Source organism: Sphingomonas nostoxanthinifaciens (genome assembly GCF_019930585.1).
Classification (GTDB): domain Bacteria; phylum Pseudomonadota; class Alphaproteobacteria; order Sphingomonadales; family Sphingomonadaceae; genus Sphingomonas_I; species Sphingomonas_I nostoxanthinifaciens.
On record NZ_CP082839.1, the window covers coordinates 3231398 to 3245357 of the forward strand.

At 69.2% G+C, this 13960-nt stretch carries 13 protein-coding genes; 6 read left to right on the plus strand and 7 right to left on the minus strand.

Going from position 1 to position 13960, the window contains the following annotated elements:
* Positions 1-85: 85 nt before the first annotated feature.
* The 6 genes from K8P63_RS15315 to K8P63_RS15340 form a co-directional block, all read right to left on the minus strand.
* Positions 86-1039, minus strand: a complete 954-nt coding sequence (locus K8P63_RS15315; protein WP_223796882.1) for an alpha/beta hydrolase family esterase — start codon at positions 1037-1039, stop codon at positions 86-88.
* 39 nt (positions 1040-1078) lie between these two features.
* A complete protein-coding gene (locus tag K8P63_RS15320; RefSeq protein ID WP_223796883.1) occupies positions 1079-1708 on the minus strand; it encodes an RcnB family protein in 630 nt (209 codons plus the stop codon).
* A 99-nt stretch (positions 1709-1807) separates the two neighbouring features.
* Positions 1808-3136 (minus strand): sensor histidine kinase, encoded by a 1329-nt coding sequence (locus tag K8P63_RS15325; protein ID WP_223796884.1) that lies wholly within the window; start codon positions 3134-3136, stop codon positions 1808-1810.
* Positions 3130-3867 carry a response regulator gene (locus tag K8P63_RS15330; RefSeq protein ID WP_223796885.1) on the minus strand — a complete coding sequence of 246 codons (738 nt, stop codon included), beginning with the start codon at positions 3865-3867 and terminating at the stop codon, positions 3130-3132. The genes K8P63_RS15325 and K8P63_RS15330 overlap by 7 nt, the downstream gene beginning before the upstream one ends.
* 87 nt (positions 3868-3954) lie before the next feature.
* Positions 3955-4218 carry an EF-hand domain-containing protein gene (locus tag K8P63_RS15335; RefSeq protein WP_223796886.1) on the minus strand — a complete coding sequence of 88 codons (264 nt, stop codon included), beginning with the start codon at positions 4216-4218 and terminating at the stop codon, positions 3955-3957.
* A gap of 152 nt (positions 4219-4370) precedes the next feature.
* Positions 4371-5282, minus strand: coding sequence for a histone deacetylase family protein (locus K8P63_RS15340; RefSeq protein ID WP_223796887.1), 912 nt, complete (start codon positions 5280-5282; stop codon positions 4371-4373).
* Between the two features lie 182 nt (positions 5283-5464).
* Between K8P63_RS15340 and K8P63_RS15345 the strand changes: the two genes are divergently transcribed.
* From K8P63_RS15345 to ruvA, 3 genes are all read left to right on the plus strand, one after another.
* Positions 5465-6973, plus strand: coding sequence for an ATP-binding protein (locus K8P63_RS15345; protein ID WP_223796888.1), 1509 nt, complete (start codon positions 5465-5467; stop codon positions 6971-6973).
* Between the two features lie 122 nt (positions 6974-7095).
* Positions 7096-8805, plus strand: a complete 1710-nt coding sequence (locus tag K8P63_RS15350) for a sensor domain-containing diguanylate cyclase (protein WP_223796889.1) — start codon at positions 7096-7098, stop codon at positions 8803-8805.
* A 62-nt stretch (positions 8806-8867) separates the two neighbouring features.
* Positions 8868-9467: a Holliday junction branch migration protein RuvA gene (gene ruvA, locus K8P63_RS15355; RefSeq protein WP_223796890.1), complete on the plus strand. Its 600-nt coding sequence runs from the start codon at positions 8868-8870 to the stop codon at positions 9465-9467.
* On the opposite strand, the gene K8P63_RS15360 is transcribed toward ruvA, so the two are convergent.
* Positions 9464-9700, minus strand: coding sequence for a hypothetical protein (locus K8P63_RS15360; protein ID WP_223796891.1), 237 nt, complete (start codon positions 9698-9700; stop codon positions 9464-9466). The two genes, ruvA and K8P63_RS15360, sit on opposite strands and share 4 nt — an antisense overlap.
* Before the next feature lie 190 nt (positions 9701-9890).
* Between K8P63_RS15360 and K8P63_RS15365 the strand changes: the two genes are divergently transcribed.
* The 3 genes from K8P63_RS15365 to K8P63_RS15375 are packed head-to-tail and all read left to right on the plus strand — an operon-like array spanning position 9891 to position 13873.
* Positions 9891-11024 (plus strand): glycoside hydrolase family protein, encoded by a 1134-nt coding sequence (locus tag K8P63_RS15365; RefSeq protein WP_223796892.1) that lies wholly within the window; start codon positions 9891-9893, stop codon positions 11022-11024.
* A gap of 55 nt (positions 11025-11079) precedes the next feature.
* Positions 11080-12102, plus strand: a complete 1023-nt coding sequence (gene ruvB, locus K8P63_RS15370; RefSeq protein ID WP_223796893.1) for a Holliday junction branch migration DNA helicase RuvB — start codon at positions 11080-11082, stop codon at positions 12100-12102.
* A gap of 1 nt (position 12103) precedes the next feature.
* Positions 12104-13873: a putative 2OG-Fe(II) oxygenase gene (locus K8P63_RS15375; protein ID WP_223796894.1), complete on the plus strand. Its 1770-nt coding sequence runs from the start codon at positions 12104-12106 to the stop codon at positions 13871-13873.
* The last annotated feature ends 87 nt before the right edge of the window (positions 13874-13960 follow it).

Here is a 13960-nt window from a genome sequence, read left to right on the forward strand (position 1 = left end):
GCAGGCAGCACCGCAAATCTGTCGCGGCGCGGCGCCTCGCGGGCCGCGCCGCTCCTGCTTCTCTATGGCTGCGTCTGACGCACCGCTAGTGGACCGGCTGCGACAGAAAGAAGTCGGCGATGACCTGGCTGGCATCCATCTGCCGGCTGGTCGAGCCGATGAAAAGCCGGGGCGCATATTGCATGCCGCCGGGCCAGGCATGCCCTCCCCCGAAGACGGTCAGCAACGTGACCCGTGCACTGTTCGCACAGTCCGTCGCGCGGGTGGCAACGATCCGCGTGCGATCGAAGGGGGCGATCGGCGGCAAGGGTTCGGCCACGCCGCGAACGGCGCAGTGATCCTGCCCGGCCCAGAAATCGGTGGTGGCCGCGACCGACAGAACGACACCGCCCTCGCCCCGGCCGCCGAAATCGGCGACCTTCCCGCCCCCGAAAGGCATGATCGGGTCCGCCGTGCCGTCGATCTGCATGACGGCGACCGGTGCGGCCGGCCGGCAGCGCGGCGCGAGATCGGCGGGCAGCGTTCCGGCGACCGGCGCGATCGCGGCGATGCGCCCGGCCAGATCGCAACCCAGCCGTTCGGCGAACAGCGCACCGTTGGAGATTCCGGTCGCATAGACGCGACCCCGGCTTACCGGGTAATCGCTCTCCAGCCGATCGATCAGAGCGGACACGAAACCCACGTCATCCTGCGGGTTTCGGATGGTCAGACGACCATCGTTCCAATGCTTGTCGAGGCCATCGGGATAGACGACGATGAAGCGGCGCGTGTCGGCGACCTGATCGAAATGCGTCAGCTTACGCATCGCCGCGCCCTGCATGCCGCCGCCGTGGAACGCCAGGATCACGGCGAAGCCCCCCGGCGGTGGCGGCCCGTCCGGCACGTGGACGGCGTAGGTCCGGTCCTTTCCGTCGAATGTCAGATGGCCGCTCTGATCGCGCGCGGCCGCCGGCTGCGCGAGCAGGGCGGTGCCGATGAGAATGGCGGTGATCGCCGCGGCCGCGCGACGAACGATCGATTTCGGGATAAGCGTGAACATACCTGAATCTTTCTTGGTCTGATCTTTTGCGGGATGCGCTTACCAGCCGCCCGCGACCGACTGGACGATGACGCCGCTCGAACGGGTGACGAGTACGAAATTGGTGCCTGCATAATACCAGCCGAGGCCGGGCGGCGGCGGCGCCAGCCCATAAGCGGCAGGCTCGACGACGACGTAGCGTCGCATCGGCGGCGGCAAGGTCGCGCCCACGACCCATGCCATGGCGGCATAGGCTGCGGGGATCGCATAATAGCCGTAGCCCGGTGCGTAATAATAACCTGGGCGGAAGCCATAATAGCCCGCGAAGGCCGGGGTGCCTCGCCACCATCCGGGCCGGCCGCGATCGATCACGTGAAAATATGGGCGCCCTCGATAGCCCCAGCCGCCGCCACGATGCGGATCGCCGCCATAAGACGGATGACCCCCATTATAATGATCGCCGCCGCCGTAGCCGTGATCGCCACCACCCGATGGATAGCCGCCATGCGGGTCGCCCCCCTGCGGGCTGCCACCACCGCCATGGCCATGATCGGCGCCGCCAGAGGGGGGAGGTCCATGGGGATCGCCGCCGGAGTTCTGGGCCAGGGCAACGGCCGGGGTCAGCGCGAGCAGGCTGCCAAGCAGCGCCGAGAGCGCCGGGCGCCGGCAATGGATAATCGGGAAGGTCATGATCGGCTCCTTGTACGGAGCCTGCTTGTCGCGTTCGCCTGCAACAGCCCGATGCGGCTTATGTACGGCTTTGTATCAACGGCATGGGGCGGCGACCGATCACGCGGCGCGCAGCGTGAGGATCGCACGGAAGCCGCCACCGTTCCGATTTTCCAGCGCGAGCGTGCCGCCATAACGCTTCGCCAGCGCCTGGACGATGGAAAGGCCGAGACCGACGCCGCCGGTGTGGCGCGCCCGTGACGTTTCAAGCCGCTCGAACGGTTCGACCAGCCGGGCGAGACTCTCTTCGGGAACGCCGGGGCCCTCGTCCTCCACGAAGACATGCACAATGGTCGGGCCGGCCTGGACGCGTACAATCGCCCTGCCACCCCCGTAGCGCATGGCATTATCGATGAGATTGGCCATCATGCGCTGAAAGGAAAGTGCTGAGGCGCGAACCAGCAGCGGCCCGCTCTGCCGCGGCACCTGAAGATTCTCTCCCCGTTCGCGTCGCTCGTCGGCGATCCGCGCCAGTTCGATCCGCATGTCGCAGGTCGCATCGCCTGCTGAATCGTCCACGGATTCGCGGGCGAAGGTCAGCGTGTCGTCGAGCAGCGCGCGCATCTCCGCGAGATCCTGCGCTGCCAGCGCGCGCTGCGCCTCGTCCTCGATGAACTCCCCCCGCAATTCGAGCCGGGTCAGATAGGTGCGGTAGTCGTGGGCGATCGCCGCGAGCATGCGGGTGCGCTCGTGCAGCAGATCGCGCAATCGCGTGCGCAATTGGACGAAGCTCTCGGTCAGTTCGACGATTTCGCGCGGGCCGCCGGCGCGCAGCGTGTCGAGCCGGTCGTCCCGCGCCGCCCGTGCCAGCCGCTCGACCGGTCGGGTCGTCTGGGCGGCCAGCCACAACACCACCGCAATGTCGATCACGAGGATCGCCAACAGAAAGAGCAGCCGATGGTCCAGGATCTTCGTCAACGGCATGTTCGCCGTCTGCGCGATCGCGACCGCCCCGCCGCCGGGCAACGCCACGGCGACGCGCACCAGCTCGGGCGAGAATAATGGCCGCGCATCGAGGCTGACCGGCGCCCGGCGCGCGGTCGTCTCGATGCGGAATGGCCGCCCGCCCAGGACATCGCGATAGCGCGCGATCGTGTCCGGCGTCGCGATGCCCGCGCGCTCGGGCGGCAAGGTGCGCTCGAGGCGCACCGTCCAAATCTGATCGGAAAAGGCGCGGCTGAGATCCGCATGCGTGTCGGGCGGAGTATGCTCGAAGGCGGTTGCGATGAGCGCGACCTTCTCGGGCACAGGCAGACGATAGAGCGGCGTAAGGTGGCTGCCGTCGATCCAGGTGGCGAAGCCGAACAGCACCAGGTTCATCAGAGCGGTGTGAACGAGCAGGATGACGCCGATGCGCCCGCGCAACCGCAGCGGCCTGCGTTTCAACATCGGACGACCGCCGGGGCGAACAGATAGCCGTCGCCACGGATCGTCCGGATGATCGCGGGCTCGCGCGGATCATCCGCCAGCTTGCGGCGGAGCCGGCTCATCTGGACGTCGATGACCCGGTCGACCGGCATGGCCGAGCGACCGCGGGTCCAGTCGATCAGCAGTTCGCGCGACAGGACGCGCCGTGGGTGCAGCACCAGCGCGTGGAGCAGGTCGAACTCGCTGGTGGTGAGCGTCACCGATTCGCCTGCCGGATTCAGCAGGTCGCGCGCGCCGAGGCGCAAGAGCCAGCCGTCGAAGCGGAAATTGTCGCCGGTTTCCGCGCTCGCCGCCGCGGTCAGGTCGCGCGTGCGGCGGATCACGGAACGCAGCCGGGCCAGCAGCTCGCGCTTGTTGAACGGCTTGGCCAGATAGTCGTCGGCGCCGATCTCCAGCCCGATGATGCGATCGATCGGGTCGTCCTTGGCGGTGACGATCAGGATCGGCAGACGGGGAAGACGAGCGCGCAGCCGCTGGCAGATCTCCAGACCGTCCTCGCCGGGCAGCATCAGATCGAGGATCAGGCAATCGAGTCGCTCCAGCAGGCCCGCCTTCTCGAGACCGGCCGAGCCCGCGAATGCGAGCACCTCGAAACCCTCGCGCGTGAGCAGTATCTGCAGCAGGTCACGGATGCCGGGATCGTCTTCCACGATCGCCACCGTTCCGTTCGACGGGCGACTATCCTCGGTCACGTCTGGTCCTCGTCCGGCGGGTCCGCGGTCCGGTTCGCCGCGGCGGTACAGGTCCATGGCGTCGCATACCTCCGCACCGGCGCCGGATCAGCGGCGAAAGCGGGCCATGGCCGCACGGATTTCGTCCGGCGTGACCTTGCCGTCATGATTGGCGTCGATGAAGTTAAAGCCGCGTTCGCGACGGCCCATCGCCTTCCATTCCGCCAATGACAGGGCGCCGTCATGATCGGTGTCGGCCTTGTCGAATGCCTGCTGCGCGGCATTCGGCGCATCGTCCGCGGTTTGCGCGGGCGCTGCGCCGGCAAGGCCGACGGTGATGAACAGTGCGGCGATCGGATTCAGATATTGCATGACGATCCTGGTCCGTGATTCTGAGAGCTAAGCGCCGACCTGCCTATCTTTCGTGAGGCTGCGCCGTTCGCGCCGCGCGTGAAGTTTCGTGACAGTTTGTAACGCGGCGGCCGACGGCGTGCGGGCGGTCGCTTCGGCGCCCGCGCAAGCGCTTATTGATCGCCGACCCGCTCATTCTCGTCGGCGAGTGCGATGATGGTCGCGGCATGGCGGCGCGCGACCACCATCTGATCGTCGCCATAACCGCCGCCCAGCATGCTGGCGACCGACGCGCCGTGGCCGCGGGCGAGGCGCATGACCATACGGTCGCGCATCTCCAGCCCTGCGTCGCTCAGGGCCAGCCGGCCGAGCCGATCGTCAGCATGCGGATCGACGCCGGCCTGATACAGGATCACGTCGGGAACGAAGCCCTCGAATATGCGCGGCAATATGTCGCCCAGCGTTGTGAGATAATCGGCGTCGCCGATCCCGTCGGGCAACGGCACGTCGAGGGTCGAGCGCTGCTTGCGGGCGGGGAAGTTGCGTTCGGCGTGGAGCGACAGGGTGAAGACATCGTCGCGGCCCGCCATCAGCGCGGCGGTGCCATCGCCCTGGTGCACGTCGAGATCGAGGATCAGGATGCGGCGCGCATGGCCCTCGGCGATCAGGCGGTTGGCGGCGATGGCGAGATCGTTGAGCACGCAATAGCCCGCGCCGGTGTCGGCCAGCGCATGGTGGCTGCCGCCCGCCGCATTGGCGGCATAACCCTGCGCGAGTGCCAGTCGCGCGGCGAGATAGGTGCCCCCCGCCGAAAGCAGGCTGCGCCGGGCGATACGGGCGGTGATCGGAAAGCCGATCCGCCGCTCCTTCTCGCGCGGCACGGCGTGGCTCAGCACCTCGGCGACATAGACGGGATCGTGCACCGCCTCGATCCATTCACGCGGCATCGGCTCCGGCAGAGCGGTGACGAACGGTGCGCCGCGTTCGGCCAGCGCTTCCATCACCAACCCGTATTTGTCGAAGCGGAAGCGGCTGCCGATCGGCGCCGGCGAGACATAATCGGGGTGGTGGACGACGGTCAGCATCGATCGTTCAACGCATGTCCGGCATCAAGCGGCATCTCCGAATCTTGCCGAGCGGGACACGCGATCCACCGGCGCGAGTGCACTCGTGCATGCCAGCGCGCGACCCGACGCCCGGCCAATAAGCTGTGGACATTTCACGCCCACGGCTTTTCCCATCGGCGCGGCTGTTGCAGGAAGCGCCCATGACCGTCCGAATCGCCATGGGCAAGGATTCGTCCGGTGCCGACGCCGGTCTGGATCTCGAGGAGCTGCTCGCCACCCGCCTGCTCGTCCAGGGTAATTCCGGCTCGGGCAAGTCGCATCTGCTGCGTCGCCTGCTCGAGGAAAGCGCGCCGTGGGTGCAGCAGGTGATCATCGATCCCGAGGGCGATTTCGTCAGCCTCGCGGATGAATTCGACCATCGCGTGATCGACGCCGCGGGATATGGCGAGGCGGAGATTGGCGGCATCGCCGGGCGGGTGCGGGCGCACCGCGTCTCGGTGGTGCTCAACATGGAGGGGCTGGAGGTCGACGCGCAACTCCGCTGCGCCGGCGCCTTCCTCAACCGCCTGTTCGATGCGCCGCGCGACCAATGGTATCCGGCGCTGGTGGTGGTCGACGAGGCGCAATTGTTCGCGCCCGCCGCCGCCGGCGACGTGGGCGAGGAAGCGCGGCGCGTCTCGTTGGCGGCGATGACCAACCTGATGTGCCGCGGCCGCAAGCGCGGCCTGGCCGGAGTGATCGCGACGCAGCGCCTGGCCAAGCTCGCCAAGAATGTCGCCGCCGAGGCGTCCAATTTCCTGATGGGGCGCACCTTCCTCGACATCGACATGGCCCGCGCGGCCGACCTGCTCGGCATGGAGCGCCGTCAGGCCGAGCAGATCCGCGATCTGGAGCGCGGCCAGTTCCTCGCGCTCGGCCCGGCGCTCTCGCGCCGCCCGCAGCTGCTGCGGATCGGCACGGTCAGGACCGGCAGCCGCGGGGGCGGCCCGACGCTGGCGCCGCTGCCCGACCGATCCGGCGCCGATACCGAAGCCCTGTTGTTCGACGGGATCGAGCAGGAGGCGCTGCCCATGCCCGCGCCTGCCCCGACGCCACCGCCGTCGCTCGACGAGTTGTTCCGCCGACCCGCCGGGCCCGGACTGGCGCCGGCGACGCTCGAGCCCGAGCCCGCAGAATCGGACCCGGCCGAGGCTACCGCGCTGTGCGACGCCGTGCTCGGCGACATCGTCGCCGACGAGGATGCCGCGCACCGCCCCGCCGCGGCGCTCTACCAGGATTTCGTCGTCCGCTGCCGGATGCGCGGCGCCGTCCGGCCGCCGCTGCTGTTGCCGGCCTTCATGCGCGCGCTGGCGTTGGCGCGGGCGGGTCTGTCGTCGGCGGATGCGGCGGACAGCGAATGGGCGCCCGCGCTCGCCATTGCCGAGCGCGTGCCGGAAGACATGCTCGGCGTGTTCCTGACCCTCGCCCGCGCCGCGCGGGAGGGATTGCCCTGCCCGACCGACCCCGAGCTTGCGCGCGTCTATGGGACGCAATCGCTCGGCCGGTTGCGCAGGCTGCTGGGCTATATGGAAGCGCAGGGGCTGATCGCCTGCCGCAAGGATTTTCGCGGCAGGCGCGCGATCGCCGTGCCCGAACTCGGCTGCTCCACCGCGCCCGAGACGGAGGCCATCGCCACGCCGCGCGACGAAACGATCGGCCAGCTTCTCTAAAAGTACGTTTACTCTGCAATTGTTTACCCATGTCGTATACGAAGCGCTCGGGGACGAGGGCGGAGCGTCGAGCGAGCGTGGGAGAGATGGATATCGGCCGCCGCGGGCGGTTCCCAGGCGTCATGCTGCTTCTGCTCGCGCTGGCTCTGCTGGCCCTCCCACAGGCGGCGCGCGCGGTCTCGCTGACGCTGCACGACGGCCTCTGCTACGCGATCGTCCCGAACGACACACCGATCGAGCAGCCGCCCGCTTCGGCTTTCGCGTGCGATGGCCGCGCCCGCGACTACACCCAGCGCATTCTGCTGCTTCGCGTCGATCCCGCGCAACATGGGATCGATCCGACCGACATGGCACTGCTGTTCCGGGTCACGCGGTTCGAGCGCCTCACGGTGCAATATTCCTACGCCGACGGCAGCTCCGAGCAGCAAAGCGTCCGACGCGGCGATTTCGGCTCGCGCTGGCGCACCGGCAATCAGATATCCTTCTCCCCGTCCCGGCAGGTTCCGGTGCGCGAGATCCGGATCGCCTATCGGGGGCTGGCAAGCGACAGGCTGGCGCGCGTGCGGATCCTGTCGCGCGTCGCCGCCACGCGTGATCTGGCGCTGGCCGCCGCAGCGACGAGCTGGGCGCTGACGCTGCTGCTGATCGGCGCCATCTATAACGTGTCGCTGGCGCTGGCGGTGCGGCGCCAGTTCCTGGCGTGGCAGGCGCTGTGGGCGTCGCTGGTGATGACGTGGGGTATGGTCTGGTCGCAGCTCGTGCTGATCGCGCTGCCCAGCCTCGCCGGCACCACGACCAGTCGCATGGGCACCCTACTGTCGAGCGTCGCGCTTACCGCCGCGACGATGAGCGTGGTCACCGCACTGGGCGATGCGATGACGCCGCGCTGGCGACGGATCGTCGCCGCGGTGGGATTTGCGGCGCCGATCGTGGGCGTAACCGCTTCGTTCCTTCACGGTACGGTGTTCAGCTACAGCTTCATCCTGATGGACGCTATTTGCCTGATCGACGTCGTCCTGGTGGCCGGGGCGCTCGCGCTCGCGTGGCGCGCGGGCAACGGCGAGGCGCGCGATCTCACCCTGGCGTGGGTAACACCGATGGTGGTGTTCGGCCTCACCAGCATGATCGACTTCGGCACCAGCCTGTTCGGCGGCGGCGCGCAGCTGGCGGTGCTGACCGCCTCGGCAGTCCAGACCGTCATCCTCTCGATCACGGCGACGCGCCGATTCAGCAGGATGCGCGTCGAGCTCGATGCCGCCCGCGCGGCCGAGACGGTTCTCGCCGAGCTCGCCAATCGCGATCCGCTGACCGGGCTGCTCAACCGCCGCGGCTTCATCGAGCGCTCCAACGCAACCTTCGACGGCGGCAACACCGCATCCTTCGGCCTGCTGCTGATCGACGTCGACAAGTTCAAGGGCATCAACGACCGCTTCGGCCACGAGGTGGGGGACACGGTGCTGTGCCGCATCGCCGCACGCCTGCACCTGCTGGAACGCGAATTGTGCATCGCCGGGCGGCTCGGCGGCGAGGAATTCGTGGTCGGCATCAGCGGGCTCAACTCGATCGCGCTGGAGGAATTCGCCGACCACATCCGGCGCGAGCTGGGCGCGATCGACCACGATGCCGTGACGCGCCAGCGCCGCGTGACGGTCAGCATCGGCGTCGCGGCGGGCTCTACCGCGACCCCGTTCCAGCGGCTGTACGGCATGGCCGACCGCGCTTTGTACGATGCCAAGCATGCCGGGCGCGATCGGGTGGTGTTCCACTCGGACGCCGGCGACCGCGCGACGCGCGAACGGCTGGCGCGCGACCAGCGGTCGTTCGACTGGTAGCCGTGCCTCCCCGCCCACGCGACGACGCTCGACTTCGCGACGGCGGCAGTTAAGGCAACGACATGATCGCCCGCCTGTCCGGAACGCTGGCCGAAACCACTGCCGACCATGCCGTGCTCGACGTGCACGGCGTCGGCTATCTCGTGCAGGCCTCGACCCGGACGCTGACGGCGATCGGCCCGGTCGGCGGGACGGTGACGCTGTTTACCGAGATGCAGGTGCGCGAGGATGCGATCACCCTGTTCGGCTTCGGCTCGGCCGCCGAGCGCGACTGGTTCCGCCTGCTCACATCGGTTCAGGGCGTCGGCGGACGGGTGGCGCTCGCGATCCTGTCGGTACTCGCCCCGGCCGAGCTGGCGCGCGCGATCGCCGGCGGCGACAAGGCGATGATCGCGCGGGCGAACGGCGTCGGCCCGAAGCTCGCGCTCCGCATCGTCACCGAACTGAAGGATCGCGTCGCCGGCCTGTCGCTCGGCCCGAGCGGCGAGACATCGGCGTCCCCTTCGGGCGGCGCGTCTTCGGATGCGCTGGCCGCGCTCGCCTCGCTCGGCTTCCGTCCCGGCGAGGCGAGCGCCGCAGTCGCCGCCGCCGAGACGGAACTGGGCCCGGACGCGGCGCTGGATGCATTGGTCCGCCTCGCATTGCGCAAGGCGGCGCGTTAACGCGCGATGCGCTGGACCGGCTTGACCGGAATGTTGACGTCGTCGCTGCTCGCCAATTCGGCGGCGAGGCGATCGATCATGGTGGCCTCGCTATCGAACAGCGAATCCTTGGCCTCGCGGGCGGCGTAACGCAGTTCGTCGACGATCACCGTCATCGTGTGGGGCGTGATGGTGCCCGAGCTGCGCAAGCCACGAACGATCGCGCACAAAGCCAGGCTGGTACCGACGTCCATCCGAGTCTCCCTCAGGCAGTACGGGCCGGCGGCCCTTCGATTGGCCACGGCTTCGACATGGTTAACGGAACGAAGCGCCTTTTGGAAGCCGCCCGGCGCGCGCGCGCCTCCGTCTGTCGGGCCGCACGCTTGCAAGCGTGCGGCGGATCGGCAACGTGATGCCAGCCCGATCCCGCGCCGGAGGACCGATATGCCCCCCACCCCGTATAGCTTCGGCGCCAAGGGCGACGGGCTCACCGACGACACCGATGCGCTTGGCCGCTGGGTGCTGGCCGGCGGCGGGGAAATCCCGGCAGGCAATTTCTGCTTCAGTGGGCCGCTGCGCTTCAACTCCGGCTTCAAGATCCAGCGTTGGGAGGGCAAGCTGCTGTATCGGCGCGGCTGGCCGAGCGGCTATGCGATGTGCTCGCTCGACTGGAGCAAGCCGACCGGGGGCGTGGTGATCGACGCCACTGCCGGCGGCGAGATCGTCTATAACGGCGACAGCGACATGTCGCGCAAGGGCCTGGGGATGACCTTCCTCGAGGATTTCCAGGTCCACAACGTCCAGGTCGTCGGCGGCGCCGCGCCCAAGGGGATCAATCTCTTCTCGGCCGAAGTGCGCGGATCGAAGCGCGGGCTGATCCGCGGTGGCCTGTTCTCGATCAATTCCGGACAACAAGGTTCGGATGGGATTCATTTCACCCAGAATTGCTCCGATATAACGCTTGATCGCGTTCGCACCGGATCGGGCGACGACAGCATCGGCCTGACGGTCGAGGTGCCCAAGCATGCCGGCTCGGTGATCGAGCGCATCACCCTCACCAATTGCGAATTGCGCAACGAAGGGCATAGCAGCCTGAAGGTGCTGCTCGTCTCGTTCGCCAACAATTCGATCATCCGCGACGTCATGCTCAAAAATTGCACGATGGAGACCAAGCTGATGCCGCTCGGCGCCGGGCTGCCGGTCGCGGTGTACAACCGCCGGCGTGATACCGGGGCGAGCGTCGAAGGCATCACGATCGATGGCGGCAGCACCACCGTCGTCGTGCCCGATGGCGGCAATATCGGCGGCGCGGTGATGCAGTTCCAGTCGGCCGACCGCGTCCACATCCTCAACCACCGCATCGATCACTGGATGCGGATCCCCATCTACGCCACCGATTGCCGCGACTTCGTGTTTCAGGGCGGTACGATCGAGCCGATCCGGCCGGTGCCGCGCGCGGGCACCGAGCCCGTCTTCCGGCTCGACAATTGCCCCGGCGCGCAGGTCGACACCGGCGGCGCCAAGCCCGGCTGGAAGGACCAGCCGATCCTGACGCGGTTGAACGAGCCGCAGCAATAATCCGCCGGCGCGATTGGCGTTGGTGGCAACCGCACTTGCCGCTAGACCGGCGGCGATGACCGAGGATCGCCTCCTCTCTCCCGACCAGGCCGCCGAGGACAAGGACGCGGCGCTGCGTCCACGCACGCTCGACGAATTCGTCGGGCAGGCGGCGGCGCGCGACAATCTGCGCGTGTTCATCCAGGCGGCGCGCGCGCGCGGCGAGGCGCTGGATCACGTGTTGCTGTTCGGGCCGCCGGGGCTGGGCAAGACCACGCTGGCGCAGATCGTGGCGCGCGAAATGGGGGTCGGCTTCCGCGCGACCTCCGGCCCGGTGATCGTCAAGTCGGGCGATCTCGCCGCTCTGCTCACCAACCTCGAGGAAGGCGACGTCCTCTTCATCGACGAGATCCACCGGCTGGCGCCCGCGGTCGAGGAGATCCTCTATCCGGCGATGGAGGATCGCGTGCTCGACATCATGATCGGCGAAGGACCGTCGGCGCGCAGCGTGCGCATCGATCTGCCGCGCTTCACTTTGGTCGGCGCGACAACTCGCGCGGGCCTGCTGACGACGCCGCTGCGCGATCGCTTCGGCATCCCGGTACGGCTGCAATATTATTCCGCCGAGGAACTGGAGCGCGTGGTGCGCCGCGCCGCCGGGCTGCTCGGCTTCGCGATCAGCGCCGGCGGCGCGGGCGAGATTGCGCGGCGTGCGCGCGGCACGCCGCGCATCGCCGGACGGCTGCTGCGGCGGGTGCGCGACTTCGCCCATGCCGCGGGCCACGCGGTGGTGGAGGCGGCCGATGCCGACGCCGCGCTCGCGCGGCTGGAGGTCGACACGCTCGGCCTCGACGCGATGGACCGCCGCTACCTCAACATGATCGCCGACATCTATCGCGGCGGCCCGGTCGGTGCCGAGACGCTGGCGGCGGGCTTAAGCGAGCCACGCGACACGATCGAGGAAGTGATCGAGCCCTATCTGATCCAGCTCGGCCTGGTCGCGCGCACCGCGCGCGGCCGCTGCCTGACCGGCCGCGCCTGGACCCACCTCGGCCTGGAGGCACCGCAGGAGGTGCAGGCAGGCCTGTTCGAGCGCTGAGATGACCGACCTGAATGCCTTGTTCGCGCGTGCCGAGGCCGCGTTCCGTGCCGGCCGGATCGAGGAGGCGCATGGCGCCGCATCGACCGTCGCGGGCGCGGTGCAGCACCCGACCGTCTACCATCTGCTGGGCCTGATCGAGCATCGGCGCGGCAATCTGCCGGCGGCGCGTAGCGCGCTGGATCAGGCGCGCGCGCTCGCCCCGCGCCATGCGCAGATCGCCAACAGCCTGGGCGTGGTCGCGGCCGAGATGGGTGACACGCCCGCGGCCTTCACCGCCTACGTCGCGGCAACGAACATCGACGCCAAGTGGATCGAACCGCGGCTCAACATCGCCTTGCTGCTGCAACAGATCGGCAAGCTGCCCGAGGCGCTCGACGTGCTGGAGCATGCGCTGCAGATCGCGCCCGATTTCGCGCGCGGCTGGGGTGCGCTGGGCGCGGTCGCGCGCGACATGCGCGATCTCGACATGGCGGCCGATGCGTTTGAGCGTGCCATCGCGCTGGAGCCCGGCAATGCGCGTGCCGTCCACGGCCGGGCACGCGTCGCGCTGGAACGCGGCGAGGCCGATGCCGTCGCGCGCTATGCCGCGGCGACGGCCTTGCTGCCCGACGAAGGCGACGTCGCAATCGGCGAAGCCGAAGCGCTGGAGGGCGCGGGCGCGCCCGACGCGGACCGCCGGCTGGCGCCGATGGTCGCCGGGCGCGCGGACTGGACCGAAGGGCATCGCGTGCTGGCGCGGATGCGGTGGGAGGCGGGCGACGCCGCCGGCTTTACCGATGCGTTCGAGGCGGCGCTGGCCGAACAGCCGCGCAATATCGCGATGTGGACCACGCTGATCGATACGCTCGCCGGCGCGGACATGTTTGCCGAGGCGGCCGACGCCGCCGCGCGTGGCCGTGCCGCGACCGACGGCACACCCGATTTCGCGTTGCGCGAGGCGATCCATGCGGGCGAAGCGGGTGACGATGCGCGGGCCGAGCGCCTGTTCGCGGCGATGCCTGCCTCGCTCCCCAATCGGCAGCTGCACGAGGCGCGCCACCGCATCCGCACCGGCGAGATCGAGCGCGCGGCGGCGTTGCTCGACGCGGTCCGCGCCGCCGACGACACCAGCATCAGCGGCTGGGCGCTGAGCGGGCTGGTGTGGCGGCTGCAGGGCGACGACCGCGCCGAATGGCTGCACGGGCAGGAGGGACTGGTCGCGGCACGCGCGCTGGAGCTCGACCCGGCAGCGCTTGCCGAGACCGCCGAACTGCTGCGCGCGCTCCACCGCACCAACACCCATCCGATCGGCCAGTCGCTGCGCGGCGGCACGCAGACGCGCGGCGTGATCTTCGCGCGGACCGAACCGGAAATCCGGCGGCTCCATGCCGCGATCAAGCAGGCGGTCGCGACGCATTGGGCGGAACTGCCGCCATTCGACCCGCGCCACCCGTTGCTGCGACACCGCGAAGCGCAGACGCGTCTCACCGGATCATGGTCGGTCCGGCTGCTGCAATCGGGCTTTCACGTCGCGCATATCCACCCCGAGGGGGTGCTGTCGTCGGCGAGCTATTTCGTGCTGCCGGCGCCCACGCCAAGCGAGGATGCGCAGGCGGGGTGGCTGGAGATCGGCCGCCCGCCCGCCGACCTGCGGCTCGATCTGCCGCCGGTCAGGACGATCCAGCCGCAGGTCGGCCGGCTCGCGCTGTTCCCGTCGAGTCTCTACCACGGCACCCGCCCGTTCGCGGAGGGCGAGCGCATCACCGTCGCGTTCGACGTCGCCGTCTAGCCGCCCGTCCGGCCGCGCCGGGCGGAAGGTGACAAAGGTGACGCTACGTCGGGGGTCGATGCCCCCTGCCCTATGCCAGCCCTGCGT

Excerpts from the sequence above, each read along its gene's own strand:
- K8P63_RS15360 (WP_223796891.1), bottom strand. The coding sequence starts at position 9,700 with ATGGACGTCGGTACCAGCCTGGCTTTGTGCGCGATCGTTCGTGGCTTG.
- ruvA (WP_223796890.1), top strand. The coding sequence starts at position 8,868 with ATGATCGCCCGCCTGTCCGGAACGCTGGCCGAAACCACTGCCGACCAT.
- K8P63_RS15350 (WP_223796889.1), top strand. The coding sequence starts at position 7,096 with ATGCTGCTTCTGCTCGCGCTGGCTCTGCTGGCCCTCCCACAGGCGGCG.
- K8P63_RS15320 (WP_223796883.1), bottom strand. The coding sequence starts at position 1,708 with ATGACCTTCCCGATTATCCATTGCCGGCGCCCGGCGCTCTCGGCGCTG.
- K8P63_RS15340 (WP_223796887.1), bottom strand. The coding sequence starts at position 5,282 with ATGCTGACCGTCGTCCACCACCCCGATTATGTCTCGCCGGCGCCGATC.
- K8P63_RS15375 (WP_223796894.1), top strand. The coding sequence starts at position 12,104 with ATGACCGACCTGAATGCCTTGTTCGCGCGTGCCGAGGCCGCGTTCCGT.
- K8P63_RS15335 (WP_223796886.1), bottom strand. The coding sequence starts at position 4,218 with ATGCAATATCTGAATCCGATCGCCGCACTGTTCATCACCGTCGGCCTT.
- ruvB (WP_223796893.1), top strand. The coding sequence starts at position 11,080 with ATGACCGAGGATCGCCTCCTCTCTCCCGACCAGGCCGCCGAGGACAAG.
- K8P63_RS15315 (WP_223796882.1), bottom strand. The coding sequence starts at position 1,039 with ATGTTCACGCTTATCCCGAAATCGATCGTTCGTCGCGCGGCCGCGGCG.
- K8P63_RS15345 (WP_223796888.1), top strand. The coding sequence starts at position 5,465 with ATGACCGTCCGAATCGCCATGGGCAAGGATTCGTCCGGTGCCGACGCC.
- K8P63_RS15365 (WP_223796892.1), top strand. The coding sequence starts at position 9,891 with ATGCCCCCCACCCCGTATAGCTTCGGCGCCAAGGGCGACGGGCTCACC.
- K8P63_RS15325 (WP_223796884.1), bottom strand. The coding sequence starts at position 3,136 with ATGTTGAAACGCAGGCCGCTGCGGTTGCGCGGGCGCATCGGCGTCATC.